Raw genomic sequence first — 16,345 nt, 5'->3', positions numbered from 1 at the left:
GTTGGGTTAACGACCATCAAGCGTAATATTGGGGCGGGTCGGTGAGAAAGGGGATCCTGACGGCGTGGGGAGCCAGTATCCAGGCGGGTGTGCGGTCGGTCGGGTTGGTTGCCGGCGTCTCGTCATCGACATGGCGAGACGCACGATGTCGTGCCTTTGGGTCGGGCCCCCTCATGCTGCACCTCCCTTTGCCGCTCGGCGCGCCTGGCGAATTCGCTGTGTAATAAATTGAAATCGCTGCTAAAAAAGACAAAACAGACGTCGTCGCTTTGAGCTTGGTCCTCGACTCTACCATGGCCCCCGCCCCCTCGCTAGCGCAAGGCCTTGGCGAAAGCCGGTCCCGTGCGTAGGCATGGCGATACCGATAGCCGCTATCGCGCACCGACGAGCGCGCCGGATATGACGTAATTATCCTAGTTTTGCCTTATGGGGTAGGCGAAGGCGCTGGGTTGCGCCAAGATGAGGCGGTTTCGACTCTGCCAGGATCCGTTATGCGCCGTCATGTCTCTCTCGCCTCACTCTTCATCGCCGCCACGCTGCTGCCGCTGAGCGGCTGCCAGTCCACGGCTAGCGCTACTACCGAGCCCACGTCCAGTGCCGCGCCAGCCGAATCGTCTGCCACGAGCGCCACGCCCGATGTCGCGACTCCGGTAGCGGTGAAGCAGGATTTCGCGGCCTGGGTCGTCGATTTTCGCCACCAGGCGAGGCGCGAGGGAATCGATGCCGTGACGCTGGCGGCGGCCTTCGACTCGGTGAGCTATTTGCCACGCGTCATCGAACTCGATCGCTCGCAGCCCGAATTCACCCGTCAGGTCTGGGATTATCTGGACAGCGCCGTATCCGATGCGCGAGTCACCCAAGGGCGCGCCAAGTGGGCCGAGCGGCGCGAGGCCATCGCAGCCGCCAGCGAGCGCTATGGCGTGCCCGACGAAATCCTGGTCGCCATCTGGGGCATCGAGAGCAACTATGGCGGCAATTTCGGCAGTTTCTCGACCATCGATGCGCTAGCCACGCTGGGTTACGACGGGCGCCGACCGGATTTCGCGCGTAGCCAGTTGATGGCCGCGCTGCGCATCCTCGAGCGTGGCGACATCAGTCGCGAACGCATGCGTGGCTCGTGGGCCGGCGCGATGGGTCACACCCAGTTCATTCCAACCAGTTTCGAGGCCTATGCGCGTGACGCCGATGGCGATGGGCGCCGCGATATCTGGGGCAGCATCGCTGATGTGATGGCCTCGACCGCCTACTATCTCGACAAGGCCGGCTGGCAAACCGGCAAGACGTGGGGCGTGGAAGTGCGCCTGCCCGCGAGCTTCAATTACGCCCAGACCGAGCTTTCGACGCGCCGGTCCAGCCAGGAGTGGATGGCTCAAGGCGTCACGCCGGTGCGCGGCGACGCGCTGCCCGATTTTTCCGAGGCTTCGGTGATCGCCCCGGCGGGCGCCGATGGCCCGGCGTTTCTGGTCGGCCACAACTTCCGCGTGATCATGCGCTACAACGCCTCGACCAGCTACGCGCTGGCGGTCGGGCTGCTGTCGAACCGGCTCTCCGGGGAGCCGGGCGTGGTGGTCGAGTGGCCGCGCGACGAGCCGGCGCTGTCGCGCACCCAGATAAAGCAATTGCAGGCGCAACTCAATGCCCACGGCTTCGACGTCGGCACGCCGGACGGCATCATTGGCCCCAACACCCGGCGCGGCTTGCGTGAATTCCAGCGCAGCATCGGCGAGATTCCCGACGGCTTCGCCACGCTCGATCTGTTGGAGAGATTGAAACGCTAGAATAATCGCGCAAGCAGCGCAGTGACGGCGGTCTCGACACGCAGAATGCGCTCGCCGAGGTGGATGCCCTCGCAACCGGCTCCGAGCAGGCGCTCCACCTCATAGGGGATTAAGCCGCCCTCGGGGCCGATCAGCAGCACGCTGTCGTCGTCGATGCCGCGCGGGCAGGGCGCAGGCATGCCGGGATGAGCGAGCAGGCCGCGCCGCCCGGTCAGCAGCGCGGGCAGGCGATCCTCGACGAACGGCTTGAAGTGTTTCTCGAGGGTCACTTGCGGTAGTCGCGTATCGCGGGCCTGTTCCAGCCCCAGGATCAGATGCTCGCGAACTTTGGCGGCGCCAAGCTCGGGCGATTGCCAATAGCTCTTCTCCACGCGACGCGTATGCAGCAAGGTGATTTGCTTGACGCCCAGCGCGGTGACGTGTTCCAGCGAGCGTGCCAGCATGCGCGGACGTGGCAGGGCCAGCACCAGGTGCACGGGTAGCGCCGCTGGCGGCGGCTGGTCGAGGCGCTCGATGGCGAAACGGGCGCCGGCTTCATCGAGATGCAGCAGCCGGCCGCGGCCCATCGCGCCATCGACAATTCCCAGCGTCAGTTCATCGCCAGGCGTTGCGCGGTGCACCTCGCGCAGATGACGCAGCCGGCGCGGGTCGCGTAGCCAGGCGTGGCCGGTGGCGTCAAGCTCGGCGGGGTCGAGCAGAATCAGGTTCATGGTATCTCCAACGAGCGGGCGATTATTCTAGCTGACGCACTGCCAGGCATCATGCTGCAAGTGACATGTCGCTTGCATGCCGGGTGGTGCGATGCACAATGCACTGATGACGACAAGAAAAGGAACTGCGCCGTGCGCGTGATACGCAAATATGCCAACCGCCGGCTCTACGATACCCAGCAGAGCCGTTATGTGACCCTCGAGGACCTGCGCAGCCTGATCCTCGACGAAGAGCCGTTTCGTGTCGAGGATGCCAAGACCGGCGAAGACCTGACGCGTACCATCTTGCTGTCGATCATCATCGAGCAGGAGCAGGCCGATGGCGATGCCGAGGTGTTCTCCAACGATCTGCTCGAGCAATTGATTCGCGTCTACGCCATGTCTCAGCCGCTGCCACTGGCGCGGTATCTGGAGCAGGGCACGCAACTGATGCTCGAGCAGCAGAAGCATCTGCAGGACCAATGGCAACAGGCGATGCGTCATTCGCCGGTGGAGTTGATGCGCGAAATGGCCGAAGAGAACATGCGTTTCTGGCAGCGCACGATGACTCCGCCCGGCCCCGGCAAGGACGACGACAAGAGAGACGACGAGAAATAGCCATCGTTAGATCGTTGGCTACGAGCTACGAGCTACGAGCCAAGCGGAAAAGCACGCTTTCTGACATAATGCGGCGCAGTGAATCCCATTACCGAGCAGGTTTGCAGATGAAGGTTCTGATCATCGGCGGCGGCGGCCGCGAGCATGCGTTGGCCTGGAAAGCGGCCCAGTCACCCGCCGTGGAGGCCGTATTCGTCGCGCCGGGCAATGCTGGCACAGCGCGCGAACCCAAGCTGACCAATATCAATATCGCCGCCGACGACCTGGCCGGACTGCAGGCCTTCGCCCATGGCAACGGCGTCGGGTTGACCATCGTCGGGCCCGAGGCGCCGCTGGTCGCCGGCGTGGTCGATCGCTTTCGCGCCGCCGGGCTGACCATATTCGGTCCTACCCAGGCTGCCGCCCAGCTCGAGGGATCGAAGTCCTTCACCAAGGATTTTCTTGCCCGCCATGCAATTCCCAGCGCCGCTTACGCGACCTTCACCGAGGTTGCCCCGGCGCTTGAGTATCTCGCCGAGAAAGGCGCGCCGATCGTCATCAAGGCCGATGGCCTGGCCGCCGGCAAGGGCGTGATCGTGGCCATGACCCAGGCCGAGGCCGAGGCGGCGGTGCATGACATGCTCGAAGCCAATGCCTTCGGCGATGCCGGCGCGCGGGTGGTCATCGAGGAGTTTCTCGACGGCGAGGAGGCCAGCTTCATCGTCATGGTCGATGGCGAGCATGTATTGCCGATGGCCACCAGCCAGGATCACAAGCGCGCCTTCGATGGCGACACCGGCCCCAACACCGGTGGCATGGGGGCCTACTCACCGGCGCCGGTGGTCACCGATACGGTCTACCAGCGCATCCTCGATGAGGTGATTCTGCCCACCGTCAAAGGCATGTCCGCCGAGGGTCATCCCTACAGTGGCTTTCTGTATGCCGGGTTGATGATCGACGCGAGCGGCGCGCCGAAGGTCATCGAGTATAACTGCCGTTTCGGCGACCCCGAGACCCAGCCGATACTGCTGCGTCTGCAAAGCGATCTGATCGAGCTGTGCCTGGCGGGCGCCGAGGGGCGGCTTGGCGAGCAAAGCTGCGACTGGGACAAGCGCGCCGCAGTTGGCGTGGTAATGGCCGCCGGTGGCTATCCTGGCCGTTATCGCAAGGGCGACGTCATCGATGGGCTGGATGAGGCCGAGACCAGCGGCTGCAAGGTGTTCCATGCCGGTACCGCGCCAGGCGACCAAGGTCGGGTCGTCACCAGCGGCGGGCGCGTGCTATGTGTAACCGCCTTGGGTGAATCTGTCTCCCAAGCACGTGATCGTGCCTACGACGGGGTGGCGGCGATCCGCTGGGACGACGTGCTGTATCGCCGCGATATCGCCTACCGCGCCATAGCTCGCGAGTCCTGAGTTCGCCTAGCGCCAATCTACTATCGATACCACTGACAAGGAGCCCGCCATGTCGCGTGTTCAGCGTGAATTTCTCGTTGCGGATACCAGGCATCACCATGCGCTGACGCCATGTATCGGTGACACGCCGAGCGGCAGGCCAACCAACGTAGCCGTCGGTGTGTTGGCGCAGCAGCGGGATACCGACTGATGTCGCGGGAATACCCAGTCGTCGCCGTGACCGGCTCATCGGGTGCCGGGACCACCACGGTGCGACGGACCTTCGAACGCATGTTCTCACGCGAGGACGTGCATGCCGCCTTCGTCGATGGCGACGCCTTCCACCGTTACACCAAGGAAGAACTGACGCGCATCTTCCGCGAGGAGCCCGATCGCAAGGATGAGTTGTCGCATTTCGCCGTCGAGGCCAACCTGCTCGATCGCCTCGAGGCGCTGTTCCAGGAGTACGGCGACAGCGGCAGCGGTACCTACCGCCATTACATTCATGCCGAAGACAAACGCATGATCGAAGCCGGTTGCCAGATTGGCACCTTCACCGATTGGCAGGCGCTGCCCCAGGGCACCGATTTGCTATTCTACGAGGGGCTTCACGGCGGCCTGGTCACCGGCGATTACGATATTGCCCGGCATGTCGACCTGCTGGTCGGTGTGGCGCCGACCATGAACCTGGAATGGATTCAGAAGATCGATCGCGATACCAAGCTACGCGGCTACTCCCAGGAAGCGGTGATCGACACCATCCTCGGCCGCATGCACGACTACGTACGCTACATCCAGCCGCAATTCTCGCGCACCCATATCAACTTCCAGCGCGTGCCGACGGTGGATACCTCCAACCCCTTCGAGGTGCAGGACATTCCCACCGACGCCGAGTCCTTCGTGGTGATCCGCTTTCGCGATCCCTCGACGGTGGATTTTCCTTATCTGCTGGCGATGATCCAGGACGCCTTCATGAGCCGACCGCACACCCTGGTCGTGCCGGGCTCGCGTCTGTCGTTGGCGATGGAGCTGATTCTTGCGCCGGTGGTGCGCCATCTGTTGAGTCAACGGCGTTTTCGTTAGATATCGACTATTCCAAAGGAGCGAGTCATGGATTGCCTGTTCTGCAAGATGGTCAACCGCGAGATCGAACCGGATGTCGTCTACGAGGACGAGCATGTGCTGGCCTTCAATGACATCAACCCGCAAGCGCCGACCCATGTGCTGATCATCCCCAAGAAGCATATCGCGACACTCAACGACATTCGGGAAGACGATCTCGAGGTCGTGGGTCGCTTACCCCTGGTTGCCGCCAGGGTGGCGCGCGAGGCGGGTTTTGCCGAGGATGGTTATCGCGTGGTGATGAATTGCAATGAAGGCGCTGGCCAGACGGTCTATCATATACACATGCACCTGATGGGCGGCCGCCGCTTTACATGGCCGGCTGGCTAGCTGGCGCCCAGCGACGCAATCACACGATGTGAGTCGCGACCCCTTCAAGCGTGCGACGCATCCGGTGCATTCCAGGGCCGTTCCCGGTAGTGATGCCGGGCGCGGCTCTTTCATGTGCGTCGATGGGCGGCGGGATGGTGTAAAGATCAGTTTTTAGTCAGGGGGATAACATGCTTCGTAAGCTAACGCGCACCGATCACCTGATCCAGCAGTTCGATACCGTGCTGCGCACCTTGGTGCCGCATGCCGCGCAGCCATCTCGGCCTTCGCCCGCCGCTGACGTGCGCGATGGTGAAATGGACGACCTGGAGCGCCAGCACGCCGAAGGTTTGATGCGCATCAACCATACTGGCGAAGTCTGCGCCCAGGCGCTGTACCAGGGGCAGGGGTTGACCGCCAAGCTGGCCGACACGCGCGAGCAGATGGAGCAGGCCGCGCAGGAGGAAATCGACCATCTGGCCTGGTGCGATGCGCGCATCGAGGAGCTCAACGGCCGCACCAGTTACCTCAATCCGCTGTTCTATACCGCCTCATTCGGGCTCGGTGCCGCGGCTGGCGCGATTGGCGAACGCGTCAGCCTGGGTTTCGTCGCCGCGACCGAAGAGCAGGTCGGCAAGCACCTCGATGCGCATCTGGATAAGTTGCCGATCGGCGATCGGCGCTCGCGAGCGGTGCTCGAGCAGATGCGCGAAGACGAAGCCCATCATGAACGCTGGGCGCTGGAGGCAGGCGGCAGTCGGTTTCCGTTTCCGGTCAAGTTCGGCATGAAGTTGATGTCGAAGGTGATGACCAAGAGCGTCTATAAGCTATAAGTCGGAAGGGCGCCGCTTCGCGGCTGACGCAAGCTGGAAGAGCGCCGCTACGCGGCTGGAAGCTGGAAGATCGGCGCTACGCGCCTAACCGCAAGCTAGAAGAGCGCCGCTACGCGGCTGGAAGCTGGAAGATCGGCGCTACGCGCCTTGAAGAAAAACAGGGAGCTAGGATCATTCTAGCTTCTAGCTTCTAGCTTCTAGCTTCTAGCTTCTAGCTTCTAGCTTCTAGCTAGCCGCGTCAGTCCATATTCCGCGAATAGAAGATCTCGAGCATCTCGTTGCGCAGTCGGTTCTCGATATCGCGTGCTTCCTCGAAGGTCAGGTCACGGCGCGAGGTGCCGAACAGGTAATTGTCGAGATCGAAATCCTTGAGCAGCATCTTGGTGTGGAACATGTTCTCCTGATAAACGTTGACGTCCATCATCTGGTAGGCGTTCTTGGTGTCCTCGGCCAGGTAGTCCTGAATCGAATCGATCTGGTGATCGATGAACAGCTTGCGGCCGTCGACGTCGCGGGTGAAGCCGCGCACCCGATAATCGGTAGTGACGATGTCGGAATCGAAGCTGTGAATCAGGTAATTCAGTGCCTTTAGTGGGCTGATCATGCCACAGGTCGAGACGTCGATATCCAGACGAAAGGTGCTGATGCCGTTGTCCGGGTGCGACTCCGGGTAGGTGTGCACGGTAACGTGGCTCTTGTCGAGATGGCCGAGCACGGTCTGGGGAAGCGGGCCGGGACCGGGTTCGGTATGTTCCGGGTCGGCATCTTCCAGCTCGTGCTCGGCGATCAGGATTGTCACGCTGGCGCCATGCGGTTCGTAATCCTGACGTGCGATGTTGAGCACGTGGGCGCCGATGATATTAGTGACATCCCTGAGAATCTGGGTCAGCCGCTCGGCATTGTACAATTCATCGATATAGTCGATGTACGCCTCACGCTGTTCTTCCGTCTTGGCGTAGCAGATATCGTAGATGTTGAAGCTCAGCGAGCTGGTCAGGTTGTTGAACCCGTGGAGTCGGAGATTGTCGGTCATTTCCGAGCCTCCCTAATCTGGCAGGTGGTGGCTATCCGGCGAACAGGCGCCGGTACCCGGGTGGACGAACCGCGTAAAGCTGCTGCGCTCGCGACGTTCCGGCCGGATATGGGCTGACCGGAGCTTGGCACTTGGCCTTGGAAAGGTGCGTATTATGCACATCCATGCCGGGCGACGCACTTGCCCGGCACAAAAAAATTCTGCGCTTTACGCATCGACGATTTCATAGGAATGTGACACCTCGACGCCGCCGTTGGCGAGCATGATCGAGGCGCTGCAATATTTTTCTGCCGACAGCTCGACGGCGCGCTTGACCTGATTTTCCTTGAGCCCTTTGCCGGTGACGGTGAAGTGCACGTGAATCTTGGTGAACACGCTAGGCACGCTATCGGCGCGTTCGGCGTCGATGTTTGCCACGCAGTCGCTGACCGGCGCGCGGGATTTCTCGAGGATATCCAGTACGTCGAAGGACGTGCAGGCGCCGAGACCCATCAGCAGCATTTCCATCGGACGCGGCCCGGTGTTGCGGCCACCGTGATCGGGTGGCCCATCGATCACCACGCTGTGGCCGCTGCCGGTCTCGGCGACGAACTGGCGACCATCGGTCCACTTGACGCTGGCTTTCATCGGCTCGCTTTCCTTCTCTCGTATGAGTTTTGATTGTGCAGCATAGCATCTGCGCAACGGCGTCGAATAAGGCCGTGCTCAGGTTGGCCCGGCGCGCAGCCAGGCATCCAGTTCGCGCAGCCGTGCCGGCGTGCCGACATCGACCCAATGGCCCTGATGATGGTGGCCGGCGACACGCCCGGCGTTGATCGCCTCGAACAACAACGGTGCCAATTTGAAGGCGCCGAGGGGGCGATCGGCGACCAGCGCCGGGTCGAGCAGGCTGATGCCGGCGAAGGTCAGCGTCGGCTGGCAGCCTGCCTGCACACGGCCGGCGGTATCGAGACGAAAATCGCCGCCCGGATGATGCGCGGGGTTGTCGACCAGCACCAGCCGCGCCAGATCGCCCTCCAGAGGCGCGAGCCAGCGCGCATCGAGTTCGCACCAGACGTCGCCATTGACCAGCAGGAACGGCGCTTCTCCGAGCAGTGGCAGGGCCTGGCGAATGCCGCCGCCGGTTTCCAGCGGTGTTGCTTCGTGGCTCCACTGAATGCGCACGCCATGGCGGCTGCCGTCGCCCAGCGCCTCGACGATCTGCTCGGCGCGGTAGCTGACGTTGACGACGATATCGCGAATGCCCAGCGCGCGCAGACGCTCCAGGTGGTGCACGATCAGCGGCTTGCCGCCGACCTCGAGCAGTGGTTTGGGGCAGCGATCGGTCAGCGGACGCATGCGTTCGCCCAGCCCGGCGGCGAGAATCATCGCTTTCATGGCGACACTCCACGAATGCCGCGACGTATCAGTTCGGCGTCGAGCGCGGGAGAGAAAACCGCGTCGAGCCAGCCTAACAGCTCGGCGAATTCCGGCCATGCTTCCAGGCTGTCGCGCAGATGGGCGAGAAAATGCGGCATGCGTTCCAGATAGCCCTGCTTACCATCGCGCAATGTCAGCCGGCAGAAAATACCCAATACCTTGATCGCGCGCTGGGCGGCCATGGCGTCGCTCATAAACAGAAATGCCTCGGCGTCGGTGACGGTCGGCAGCCTGCCATCGGCGATGGCGCGTTGCCGAAAGGCATCGACCCAGGCCGTGTAGCGCGCCCGCGAGAAGCGGCAATAACGCCCGCGGAGCAGGGATATCAGGTCGTAGCTGAGCGGTCCGCATACGGCGTCCTGAAAATCGATCAGCCATAGTTCGTCGTCACGGCGCATCAGGTTCATGGCGTCGAAATCGCGATGCACTGCCACTCGGGGCTGGTCGAGCGCGATCTCGATCAAGCGTGCACGGCTGGCTTGCCAGCAGGGCGGTGGAGCGATGGCCAATAATTTTTCAAGACACCACTGCGGGAACAGGTCCAACTCGCGACCCAGCAGCGCGTCGTCATAAGGCGGTAGCGACTCACATGGCGCGCGGTTCTGCAATGCGTCGAGCAGGGTCAGGGCGCGCTCGTAACAGCCTTGGGTGGCGGCTGCCTCGCAGTCGCCGGCCTCGAAGCACAGATGCAGCGCGGCGTCGCCCAGATCCTCGAGCTCGATAAAGCCCAGGTCCAGATCCATGGCATATAGCGCCGGCACCGGTAGCCCGGCGCGGCGCCAGTCGTCGGCGATGGCTACGAACGGCTGGCTGTTTTCCTTGTCAGGCGGCGCATCCATGATGATGCGGGTCCGACCATCGGCCAGCCACAAACGAAAATAGCGGCGAAAACTGGCATCGCCGGCGGCCAGTTCGAGCCGCGCCTGGCTCGGGGGCAAGCCATGCTGTGGGGCGATCCATTGGCGCAGGGCTTCGACACGCGCCGTCGTTCGAGTGTCGGTCATGCGGGCTCCTTGCTTGTCGCTGGTTGACTGGCACGGTTCGTCACCGCATGCTGAGGGCGCTCCCAGCGCATCCTCAGCGACCGGCCTCGCCTGTGTTGCAGGGGAGGACGCGCATCGCGGGGACTGTATAATACCGATTCCAACCGCCAAGGACACCGAGGACCCATGGGCAAGCGACTGTTTTGGACTGCCCTCGCCGGCCTGACCACGACCTGCGCTCAGGCCGCGCCGCCACCGTCGCTACCGGCGGCGCAACTCGATTGGCAGCCCTGGGGCGAGGACGCCCCGCCCAACGCCCTGTGTCCGGGGCGTTATGTGATGCCGGAATATCGGCTGGCCGCTGGCGAAACCCCCGAGGAAGTGCTGTCGATATCGGACAGCGCCGAGTACGGCGACCAGGGCGAAACGCTGCTGCGCGGCGAGGTGGTGTTGCGTCGCGGCACCACGCAACTGGTGTCACCTAAAGTGCGCGTCAACGCCGCGCGCGACACCGCCTTCTCCGAAGGGCCACTGGCGCTGCGCGATCAGGGCCTGCTGGTGCGTGGCGAATCCGCGCAGATGGCGCTGGATAGCGACGCCGCCCAGGTTGGCACCGCACATTACGTATTGCATGAGTCGCGCCTGCGCGGCGACGCCATGCGCTTGGCCCGTCTGAAAGACGGTCGTTACCGCCTGAATGAAGCCAGTTTCACGACCTGCGCGCCGGGCAGCGATGCCTGGAAACTGGTTGGCAACGAGGTGACGATCAACCGGGCCGAGGGTTACGGAACCGCGACCCATGCCCGCCTCAAGGTCGCCGACGTGCCGGTGTTCTATTGGCCATGGCTGCGCTTTCCCATCGACGACCGCCGCCAGAGCGGCTTCCTGTGGCCGGTGCTTGGCTTCTCCAATGGCGCCTTCGATTACGCCCAGCCGTACTATCTCAACCTCGCGCCCAATTACGACGCGACCATCACGCCGCGCTGGATCACCGATCATGGGCTGCTGATGGGCGGTCAGTTTCGTTACCTGTTTCCCGAGGATGTCGGCCAGATCGAAGGGGCCTACATCGACGATGACAAGGGCGGCGGCGATAGCGACAACCCCAACGATCCGGATGACGCCTTCGACGGCGAGGATCGCTGGTATGTCGACTATAGGCATCGCGGCTATTTCACGCCGCGCCTGCGCTACAACCTGCGCTACGGGGCAGCCAGCGACGGTCGCTACTTCGACGATTTCGGACGTAATTTCGCCGAGGCCGATACCGATTACCTGCCGCGCCTGGCGCAGCTCAGCTATAGCGGCACGACCTGGCAGCTCGACGCCCGCGCCCAGGGCTACCAGAGTCTCGAGTTCCCGCTGACCGATAACGACAAGCCGTTCTACCGCCTGCCCAGCCTGACCGCCAACGCACGCTGGTCGCAGGACAACGGCTTCTATCAGCAGTGGCGCTCCAACGCCACGCGCTTCTGGCGCGATGTCGACGAAACCGAGGTGCCGCTGAGCGAGTCGGCCAACGGCACGCGGGTTCATCTGTCACCGGCCGTCGGCTGGCGGGGCGAAACCAGTTGGGGCTTCTTCGAGCCGCGTTTCGAACTGCTGCAAACCGCCTACCAGCTCGATTACGGGCAGCGCGAGACCGACCGCGACGAGAGCCTGACGCGTACCGTACCGGTGAGTTCGCTGGACAGCGGCCTGATTTTCGAACGCGATGTCGAGCTGTTCGGCGACGCCTGGCGCCAGACGCTCGAGCCACGGCTGTACTACGCCTACGTGCCGGAGCGTGACCAGAGCGAGTTCCCCGATTTCGATAGCGACGAGCGGGCCTTTTCGTATGGCCAGTTGTGGTCGCCGTATCGGTTCTCGGGTTCTGACCGGATCGGTGACGTCAACAAGTTGTCCTATGGCGTGGCGACGCGTTTCCTCGAGGACGACAGCGGCCGCCAGCGGCTGTCGCTGGCTGTCGGGCAGAGCACTTACTTCGACGAACGCGCGATCGGAATGGAGGGCAACCTGGATATTCCCGATCGCGAAAGCAACCCCATCGGTTGGTACGACGCCACCCGCGATCAATCGCCGATCGTCACCCAGCTCGACTGGCAGATCACCGAGCGGTGGAGTACGCGCTATGCCTGGTTCTACGATGCCCATCGCGAGCGTACCGAGAGTACCGCGACCTATCTGCGCTATCGCCACCCCGCCGGTCATGTGCTCAACCTGGGTTACCGTTGGCAACTCGAAGGTTTCGACCCTACCGGCGACGAAGAGGATCAACTGAGCTATGACCGCGAGGATTACCTGGCCTCGTTCGCCTACAAGATCGGCGCGAGCTGGGATCTGATCGGCAAGTTCGCCTACGACAACACCAACGACCGCGCGCTGGAACAGCTCGCCGGCATCCAGTGGAACGACTGCTGCGTCGCCGTGCAGGTCGCCTGGCGCGAGTGGATCGAGGACAATGACACCGCCAACACCATCGAGGACGATTACACTGATCGTGGAATTTTCCTGCGTTTCGTGTTCAAAGGTCTGGGCGGTGTCGGCCAAGGCGCCGATGCCTTCTTCGAGCAGGCCGTACCCGGCTATCAACCGACCCAATTCTAAACAGTGAGTGAGGTTTTCATGCGCAGACGTCCGTTTGCTTCGCTGAGTCTGGCGCTGGTGCTGGCTTTTACCACGCTGGGTTTCTGTGCGCAGGCGCTCGCCGATCAACCGTTGGACCGTATCGTTGCAGTGGTCAATGACGACGCCATCATGGCCAGCGAGCTGGAGAATCGGGTGGTCCAGGCACGTAGTCAGCTGGCCAACCGAGGCATTGCGATACCTTCCATCGATGTGCTGCGTAGCCAGGTACTGGAGCGCATGGTCATCGAGCAGATCCAGTTGCAGATGGCCGAGCAGGCCAATTTGTCGGTGGACGATACCGAGTTGAACAGCGCGGTGCGAGGCATCGCCCAAGCCAATGGCATGACGCTGGAACAGTTCGCCGATGCGTTGGAAGCCGATGGCCTGTCGCTGGCGATCGTGCGCGGTCAGGTGCGTCGTGAGATGCTGATGCGCGAGTTGCAGCAGCGCCGCGTGGCCAGCGAGGTCAACATTTCCGATCGCGAGGTCGAGCGTTATCTCCAGCAGCAGGGCGCCATCAGCAACGCGCGCTATCGGCTGGCGCATATTCTCGTTGCGCTGCCGCAATCGCCATCGCCCGATCAGGTGAGCGCGGCAGGGCAACGCGCCGAGGAGCTTTATGCGCGGCTGCAGGATGGCGCCGATTTCGCGGCGCTGGCGGCGGCGGAATCCGATAGCGGCAATGCGCTGGAAGGCGGCGACCTGGGCTGGCGGCGCGGCGCGGAGATCCCCCGCGTGTTCGCCGATGTCGTGCCGTCGCTCGGCGTGGGCGAGGTCAGCGAACCGATTCGCGGCCCCGGTGGCTTCCACCTGGTCAAGCTGATCGACCGCGAGGGCGGCGACCAGCAGGCGGTGATCGAAGAGCAGCGCGTACGACATATTCTGATCGGGACCAATCCCAATCGCGATGCCCAGGAAGCCCGGGCACTCGCCGAGCAGGTGCGTCAACGGATCGCTTCCGGCGAGGACTTCGCCAGCGTGGCCCAGCAGGTCAGTGACGATCGCGGTAGCGCGCTTAACGGCGGTATGCTGGGCTGGGTACGCCCCGGCCAGATGGTACCGGCGTTCGAGGAAGCGATGAACCAGCTCGCGGTGGGGCAGGTGTCCCAGCCGGTGCGCTCGCGCTTCGGCTATCACCTGATCGAGGTGCTCGAGCGCCGCCAGCAGGACGTGACCGACGAAGCACAGCGCAACCGGGTCCGTCAGACGCTGTTCCAGCGCAAGGTCAATGACGAGCTGGAAGCCTGGTTGCAGCAGATTCGTGCCGAGGCTTACGTCGATAACCGCCTGAACCCGGAAGGCTGACGATGGCGCCGGTACTCGCCCTGACCACCGGCGAGCCGGCCGGCATCGGGCCGGAGCTGGCATTGATGCTGGTCGCATCGCGGGTGCCGCTAGCCGGTCGGGTCGTGGCGATCGGCGATCCCGACTTGCTGGCCCAGCGCGCTCGGCGGCTGGGGTTGGATATCGAACTGCCGGTGCTGGCCAGGCGCGACGAGGTTCCCGCCCAGCGCCCCGGCGTGTTGCCGGTCTGGCCGGTGACCCTGCGCGCGCCGGCCACGGCTGGCATGCTCGACGCCGCCAATGCCGGCTATGTCCTGGAAACGCTGGACGTGGCGATCGCCGCGTGTCGCGACGGGCGCGCCCAGGCGATGGTTACCGCGCCGCTGCACAAGGGCGTGATCATCGAAGGCGGCCACCCGGATTTCACCGGGCACACCGAATACCTGCGCGACGCCTGTGGCGTCGAAGACGTGGTGATGATGCTGGCCACGCGGCTCGCCACGCCAAGCGGCGATCAAGCGCTGCGCGTGGCGCTGGCCAGCGTGCACCTGCCGCTGCGCGAGGTGGCGGATGCCATCACCGACGCGGGGCTGACGCGAGTGCTAAGGATTCTCGACGGTGACCTGAAGCGCTATTTCGCGGTTGCCGCGCCGCGTATCGCGGTCTGCGGACTCAACCCGCACGCCGGCGAGAACGGCCACCTGGGCCGCGAGGAACTCGAGGTGATCATCCCGACCTTGGAGCGACTGCGCTGCGAGGGGTTGCGGCTCGATGGTCCGTTGCCTGCCGATACGCTATTCACGCCGCGTCATCTCGATGGCATCGATGCCGTGCTGGCGATGTATCATGACCAGGGCCTGCCGGTGCTCAAGTACGCTGGCTTCGGACGCGCCGCTAACATCACGCTCGGGCTGCCCATCGTGCGCACCTCGGTGGACCATGGCACGGCGCTGGACCTGGCCGGCACCGGCCGCGCCGATATCGGCAGCCTGGGCGTCGCCCTCGAGGTGGCCGCCGAGATGGCTCGCGCCGTCGGCCATTGACGTTTCAGAACCGCTATCCCAAGGACACACTCATCGCATGTCATCCCGCTCCCCGGTCCATCGAGCCCGCAAGCGTTTCGGACAGAACTTTCTGCGCGATCCCGGCATCATCTCGCGCATCGTGCGCAGTATTGCGCCGCGCCCCGGCGAGCGGCTAATCGAGATCGGCCCCGGACAGGGCGCGCTGACCGAGCCGCTGATCGAAGCCGCCGGCGCGCTGGAGGTGATCGAGCTCGACCGTGACCTGATCCCCGGGTTGCGCGTGCAGTTCTTCAACTATCCGAACTTCGCGATCCACGAGGGCGACGCGCTGAAGTTCGACTTCGCCGCGCTCAAGGGCGATGGGCCGGCGCTGCGGGTGGTGGGCAACCTGCCGTATAATATCTCCACGCCGTTGATCTTCCACTTGCTCGCCACGCGCGATGCCGTGGCCGATATGCATTTCATGCTGCAAAAGGAAGTCGTCGAGCGCCTGGCGGCGTCTCCGGGTGGCACGGACTGGGGCCGGTTGTCGGTCATGGCGCAGTATCATTGCCGGGTGGATTCGCTGTTCATCGTGCCGCCCGAAGCCTTCACGCCACGGCCCAAGGTGGATTCGGCGATCGTCCGGCTGGTGCCGCACGCCGAGCTGCCGCACTCGGCCGACGACGAGGGCCTGTTCGCCGATCTCGTGCGCGAGGCCTTCAGCCAGCGCCGCAAGACGCTGCGTAACAACCTCAAGGGTCGGATCGCTGGCGAGGCGCTACAGGCGTTGGGTATCGATCCGGCGCGGCGACCGCAAACGCTGAGCGTCGCCGAGCTGGTCGCTATCGCCAATCATCTGGCCAGGGAGAACGCATGAACGAACTCGCCGAGGCCGTCCGCGTCGATGTCGAGCCGGCTTACCGCGCCGATGAATCGTCGCCCGCCGAGCAACGCTTCGTGTTCAGCTATACCATTACCGTGCATAACCATTCGCCCTGCTCGGTACAGTTACTGGCCCGTTATTGGAAGATCACCCAAGGCAGCGGCAAGGTACAGGAAGTGCGCGGCAAGGGCGTGGTCGGCAAGCAGCCATTGATCGCGCCGGGACAGGTCTTTCGTTATACCAGTCGCGCGGTGCTCGACTGCCCGGTGGGGGTGATGGAGGGCACCTATACCTGTGTCGATACCGCCGCCCAGCGACCGTTCGACGTGGCTATCGCGCCGTTCCGCCTGGCCGGGCCCAATCAGGTGCATTGACCGTGCTATTGA

At 63.6% G+C, this 16,345-nt stretch carries 18 protein-coding genes; 12 read left to right on the top strand and 6 right to left on the bottom strand.

What is annotated here, in order from left to right; translation table 11 throughout:
• Positions 1–16 precede the first annotated feature (16 nt).
• Entirely contained in the window at positions 17–175 is a 159-nt protein-coding gene (locus BLR92_RS19685; protein ID WP_175488743.1) for a hypothetical protein, read from the bottom strand.
• Positions 176–491: 316 nt separating this feature from the next.
• On the opposite strand from BLR92_RS19685, the gene BLR92_RS06675 reads away from it, so the two are divergent.
• Positions 492–1,778 (top strand): lytic murein transglycosylase, encoded by a 1,287-nt coding sequence (locus BLR92_RS06675; protein ID WP_089726754.1) that lies wholly within the window; start codon positions 492–494, stop codon positions 1,776–1,778.
• Here BLR92_RS06675 and BLR92_RS06670 read toward each other — a convergent pair.
• The gene (locus BLR92_RS06670) at positions 1,775–2,488 is read right to left on the bottom strand and encodes a 16S rRNA (uracil(1498)-N(3))-methyltransferase (protein WP_089726752.1); all 714 of its coding nucleotides are present in this window, start codon (positions 2,486–2,488) and stop codon (positions 1,775–1,777) included. The two genes, BLR92_RS06675 and BLR92_RS06670, sit on opposite strands and share 4 nt — an antisense overlap.
• Positions 2,489–2,620: 132 nt before the next feature.
• Here BLR92_RS06670 and phaR point away from each other — a divergent pair, with 132 nt between their 5' ends.
• The 6 genes from phaR (at position 2,621) to coq7 (ending at position 6,722) form a co-directional block, all read left to right on the top strand.
• Complete coding sequence (phaR, locus tag BLR92_RS06665; RefSeq protein ID WP_089726750.1) at positions 2,621–3,085, top strand: polyhydroxyalkanoate synthesis repressor PhaR; 465 nt, start codon at positions 2,621–2,623, stop codon at positions 3,083–3,085.
• Between the two features lie 107 nt (positions 3,086–3,192).
• The gene (purD, locus tag BLR92_RS06660) at positions 3,193–4,479 is read left to right on the top strand and encodes a phosphoribosylamine--glycine ligase (protein ID WP_089726748.1); all 1,287 of its coding nucleotides are present in this window, start codon (positions 3,193–3,195) and stop codon (positions 4,477–4,479) included.
• Between the two features lie 49 nt (positions 4,480–4,528).
• Entirely contained in the window at positions 4,529–4,669 is a 141-nt protein-coding gene (locus BLR92_RS19680) for a hypothetical protein (RefSeq protein WP_175488742.1), read from the top strand.
• Positions 4,669–5,541, top strand: coding sequence for a phosphoribulokinase (locus BLR92_RS06655; RefSeq protein WP_089726746.1), 873 nt, complete (start codon positions 4,669–4,671; stop codon positions 5,539–5,541). The genes BLR92_RS19680 and BLR92_RS06655 overlap by 1 nt, the downstream gene beginning before the upstream one ends.
• 27 nt (positions 5,542–5,568) lie before the next feature.
• Complete coding sequence (locus BLR92_RS06650) at positions 5,569–5,910, top strand: histidine triad nucleotide-binding protein (protein ID WP_089726744.1); 342 nt, start codon at positions 5,569–5,571, stop codon at positions 5,908–5,910.
• Positions 5,911–6,080: 170 nt separating this feature from the next.
• The gene (gene coq7, locus BLR92_RS06645; protein ID WP_089726742.1) at positions 6,081–6,722 is read left to right on the top strand and encodes a 2-polyprenyl-3-methyl-6-methoxy-1,4-benzoquinone monooxygenase; all 642 of its coding nucleotides are present in this window, start codon (positions 6,081–6,083) and stop codon (positions 6,720–6,722) included.
• A gap of 238 nt (positions 6,723–6,960) precedes the next feature.
• Here coq7 and speD read toward each other — a convergent pair whose 3' ends face one another.
• The 4 genes from speD to BLR92_RS06625 form a co-directional block, all read right to left on the bottom strand.
• A complete protein-coding gene (gene speD, locus BLR92_RS06640; protein ID WP_089726739.1) occupies positions 6,961–7,755 on the bottom strand; it encodes an adenosylmethionine decarboxylase in 795 nt (264 codons plus the stop codon).
• A 207-nt stretch (positions 7,756–7,962) separates the two neighbouring features.
• Positions 7,963–8,382 (bottom strand): OsmC family protein, encoded by a 420-nt coding sequence (locus tag BLR92_RS06635; protein ID WP_089726737.1) that lies wholly within the window; start codon positions 8,380–8,382, stop codon positions 7,963–7,965.
• A gap of 78 nt (positions 8,383–8,460) precedes the next feature.
• Positions 8,461–9,132, bottom strand: a complete 672-nt coding sequence (murU, locus tag BLR92_RS06630) for an N-acetylmuramate alpha-1-phosphate uridylyltransferase MurU (protein ID WP_089726735.1) — start codon at positions 9,130–9,132, stop codon at positions 8,461–8,463.
• The gene (locus BLR92_RS06625; RefSeq protein ID WP_089726733.1) at positions 9,129–10,178 is read right to left on the bottom strand and encodes an aminoglycoside phosphotransferase family protein; all 1,050 of its coding nucleotides are present in this window, start codon (positions 10,176–10,178) and stop codon (positions 9,129–9,131) included. The genes murU and BLR92_RS06625 overlap by 4 nt, the downstream gene beginning before the upstream one ends.
• Before the next feature lie 165 nt (positions 10,179–10,343).
• Here BLR92_RS06625 and BLR92_RS06620 point away from each other — a divergent pair, with 165 nt between their 5' ends.
• The 5 genes from BLR92_RS06620 to apaG are packed head-to-tail and all read left to right on the top strand — an operon-like array spanning position 10,344 to position 16,333.
• Complete coding sequence (locus BLR92_RS06620) at positions 10,344–12,764, top strand: LPS-assembly protein LptD (protein WP_089726731.1); 2,421 nt, start codon at positions 10,344–10,346, stop codon at positions 12,762–12,764.
• Positions 12,765–12,782: 18 nt separating this feature from the next.
• Positions 12,783–14,090, top strand: coding sequence for a peptidylprolyl isomerase (locus BLR92_RS06615; protein ID WP_089726729.1), 1,308 nt, complete (start codon positions 12,783–12,785; stop codon positions 14,088–14,090).
• 2 nt (positions 14,091–14,092) lie between these two features.
• Entirely contained in the window at positions 14,093–15,112 is a 1,020-nt protein-coding gene (gene pdxA / locus BLR92_RS06610; RefSeq protein ID WP_089726726.1) for a 4-hydroxythreonine-4-phosphate dehydrogenase PdxA, read from the top strand.
• A gap of 37 nt (positions 15,113–15,149) precedes the next feature.
• Entirely contained in the window at positions 15,150–15,953 is an 804-nt protein-coding gene (gene rsmA, locus BLR92_RS06605; RefSeq protein ID WP_089726724.1) for a 16S rRNA (adenine(1518)-N(6)/adenine(1519)-N(6))-dimethyltransferase RsmA, read from the top strand.
• Positions 15,950–16,333, top strand: a complete 384-nt coding sequence (gene apaG / locus BLR92_RS06600) for a Co2+/Mg2+ efflux protein ApaG (RefSeq protein WP_089726722.1) — start codon at positions 15,950–15,952, stop codon at positions 16,331–16,333. The genes rsmA and apaG overlap by 4 nt, the downstream gene beginning before the upstream one ends.
• Positions 16,334–16,345 lie beyond the last annotated feature (12 nt).

The sequence above is a fragment of the Modicisalibacter muralis genome, assembly GCF_900102945.1.
Classification (GTDB): Bacteria; Pseudomonadota; Gammaproteobacteria; order Pseudomonadales; family Halomonadaceae; genus Modicisalibacter; species Modicisalibacter muralis.
This window is presented reverse-complemented; position numbering and strand designations above follow the sequence as displayed.

Bases quoted from the DNA above. Each gene is read 5' to 3' on its own strand.
- BLR92_RS06625 (WP_089726733.1), bottom strand. From the start codon at position 10,178: ATGACCGACACTCGAACGACGGCGCGTGTCGAAGCCCTGCGCCAATGG.
- BLR92_RS06615 (WP_089726729.1), top strand. From the start codon at position 12,783: ATGCGCAGACGTCCGTTTGCTTCGCTGAGTCTGGCGCTGGTGCTGGCT.
- BLR92_RS06670 (WP_089726752.1), bottom strand. From the start codon at position 2,488: ATGAACCTGATTCTGCTCGACCCCGCCGAGCTTGACGCCACCGGCCAC.
- BLR92_RS06635 (WP_089726737.1), bottom strand. From the start codon at position 8,382: ATGAAAGCCAGCGTCAAGTGGACCGATGGTCGCCAGTTCGTCGCCGAG.
- BLR92_RS06675 (WP_089726754.1), top strand. From the start codon at position 492: ATGCGCCGTCATGTCTCTCTCGCCTCACTCTTCATCGCCGCCACGCTG.
- BLR92_RS19685 (WP_175488743.1), bottom strand. From the start codon at position 175: ATGAGGGGGCCCGACCCAAAGGCACGACATCGTGCGTCTCGCCATGTC.
- BLR92_RS06650 (WP_089726744.1), top strand. From the start codon at position 5,569: ATGGATTGCCTGTTCTGCAAGATGGTCAACCGCGAGATCGAACCGGAT.
- BLR92_RS06620 (WP_089726731.1), top strand. From the start codon at position 10,344: ATGGGCAAGCGACTGTTTTGGACTGCCCTCGCCGGCCTGACCACGACC.
- coq7 (WP_089726742.1), top strand. From the start codon at position 6,081: ATGCTTCGTAAGCTAACGCGCACCGATCACCTGATCCAGCAGTTCGAT.
- pdxA (WP_089726726.1), top strand. From the start codon at position 14,093: ATGGCGCCGGTACTCGCCCTGACCACCGGCGAGCCGGCCGGCATCGGG.
- speD (WP_089726739.1), bottom strand. From the start codon at position 7,755: ATGACCGACAATCTCCGACTCCACGGGTTCAACAACCTGACCAGCTCG.
- murU (WP_089726735.1), bottom strand. From the start codon at position 9,132: ATGAAAGCGATGATTCTCGCCGCCGGGCTGGGCGAACGCATGCGTCCG.
- rsmA (WP_089726724.1), top strand. From the start codon at position 15,150: ATGTCATCCCGCTCCCCGGTCCATCGAGCCCGCAAGCGTTTCGGACAG.
- BLR92_RS19680 (WP_175488742.1), top strand. From the start codon at position 4,529: ATGTCGCGTGTTCAGCGTGAATTTCTCGTTGCGGATACCAGGCATCAC.
- apaG (WP_089726722.1), top strand. From the start codon at position 15,950: ATGAACGAACTCGCCGAGGCCGTCCGCGTCGATGTCGAGCCGGCTTAC.
- purD (WP_089726748.1), top strand. From the start codon at position 3,193: ATGAAGGTTCTGATCATCGGCGGCGGCGGCCGCGAGCATGCGTTGGCC.
- BLR92_RS06655 (WP_089726746.1), top strand. From the start codon at position 4,669: ATGTCGCGGGAATACCCAGTCGTCGCCGTGACCGGCTCATCGGGTGCC.